General features: G+C 75.3%; 1 protein-coding gene and 1 tRNA gene. One reads left to right on the forward strand and one right to left on the reverse strand.

Features of this window, described 5'->3' with window-relative positions; all coding sequences use genetic code 11:
- Window positions 1–137: 137 nt before the first annotated feature.
- Window positions 138–214, reverse strand: a tRNA-Thr gene (locus tag AC2W7A_RS12725).
- A gap of 179 nt (window positions 215–393) precedes the next feature.
- On the opposite strand from AC2W7A_RS12725, the gene AC2W7A_RS12730 reads away from it, so the two are divergent.
- The coding region (locus tag AC2W7A_RS12730; RefSeq protein WP_485991651.1) for an HAD-IA family hydrolase at window positions 394–1,075 on the forward strand (682 nt) is incomplete at its 3' end.

Below are 1,075 nucleotides of genomic sequence, written 5' to 3' on the forward strand. Positions count from 1 at the left end.
CACGTCCGGCGGGCGCAGGAGGCGGCGCCGCGCTGACGGGCGAGCACATCGCGGCGGGCGCAGGCACGCTGACGGCCGCCGGTCTCAGACGCCACGAGCCCCGTCGCCGATTGCATCGGTGACGGGGCCTCGTGGTGTGGAGCCCCCTGCCGGATTCGAACCGGCGACCTGCTCTTTACGAGGGAGCTGCTCTGGCCAACTGAGCTAAGGAGGCACGCGGCCGTACGGCCACGGCTGACCATGCTACCCGGCGGGGGCGCAGGACGGCAAAAGCGGGTGCCCGGCCCGGAGGCAGGAGGGCGCGGCGGCCGCCCCCGATCTGTGACCCAGACCTCCGCCGCAGTTCACCCGCAGGCCACGGAGGCGTCAGACGGGGCGGCTGGAGTGGATCCCATGACCACCCAGCCCCTGCCTCCGCGCTCCTCGCTCGTCGACCCCCGGCCGCTGTCCGTCCCGCTGCGTCTGGCGGTGGTGGACATGTCCGGCACGTCGATCGTGGATACCGGCCTGCAGGACACGGCCTTCGCGGCGGCGCTGGACGCGCACGGGGTGGGGGAGGGGCACCCGGAGCGGGCCTTCCACGTGGCCGCCTTCCGACGGCGGCGCCGCACCTCCCGCACGGAGGTCTTCGCCTCGGTCTTCGGGGACCGGGCCACGGCGCGCGCCGCGGTGCGCACGTTCGAGGAGCGGCTGGACGCCCTGATCGCGGAGCACGGGGCGGAGCCGCAGCCCGGTGCCGTGGACGCGCTGGAGCGGCTCCGGGAGCAGGGGATGGCGCTGTGCCTGGCCACGGGGTTCGCGCGGCACACCCAGAACACGCTGCTGGAGTCGTTGGGCTGGATGGGCCTGGCGGACCTGAGCCTGTCACCGGACGACGCCGGACGCGGAGTGCCCTACCCGGACATGGTGCTCACGGCCCTGCTGGCCCTGGACCTGGAGGACGTGCGCTCCGTGCTGACGGTGGGGGACACCGAGGCGGACGTGCGCGCCGGCCGGCGGGCCGGAGCCGGTCTGGTGGTGGGGGTGCTCAGCGGGGAGGACGACGCGGACGCGCTGTCCGCGGCCGGCGCGGACG

Source organism: Micrococcus sp. LASM2_SD2, assembly GCF_057364565.1.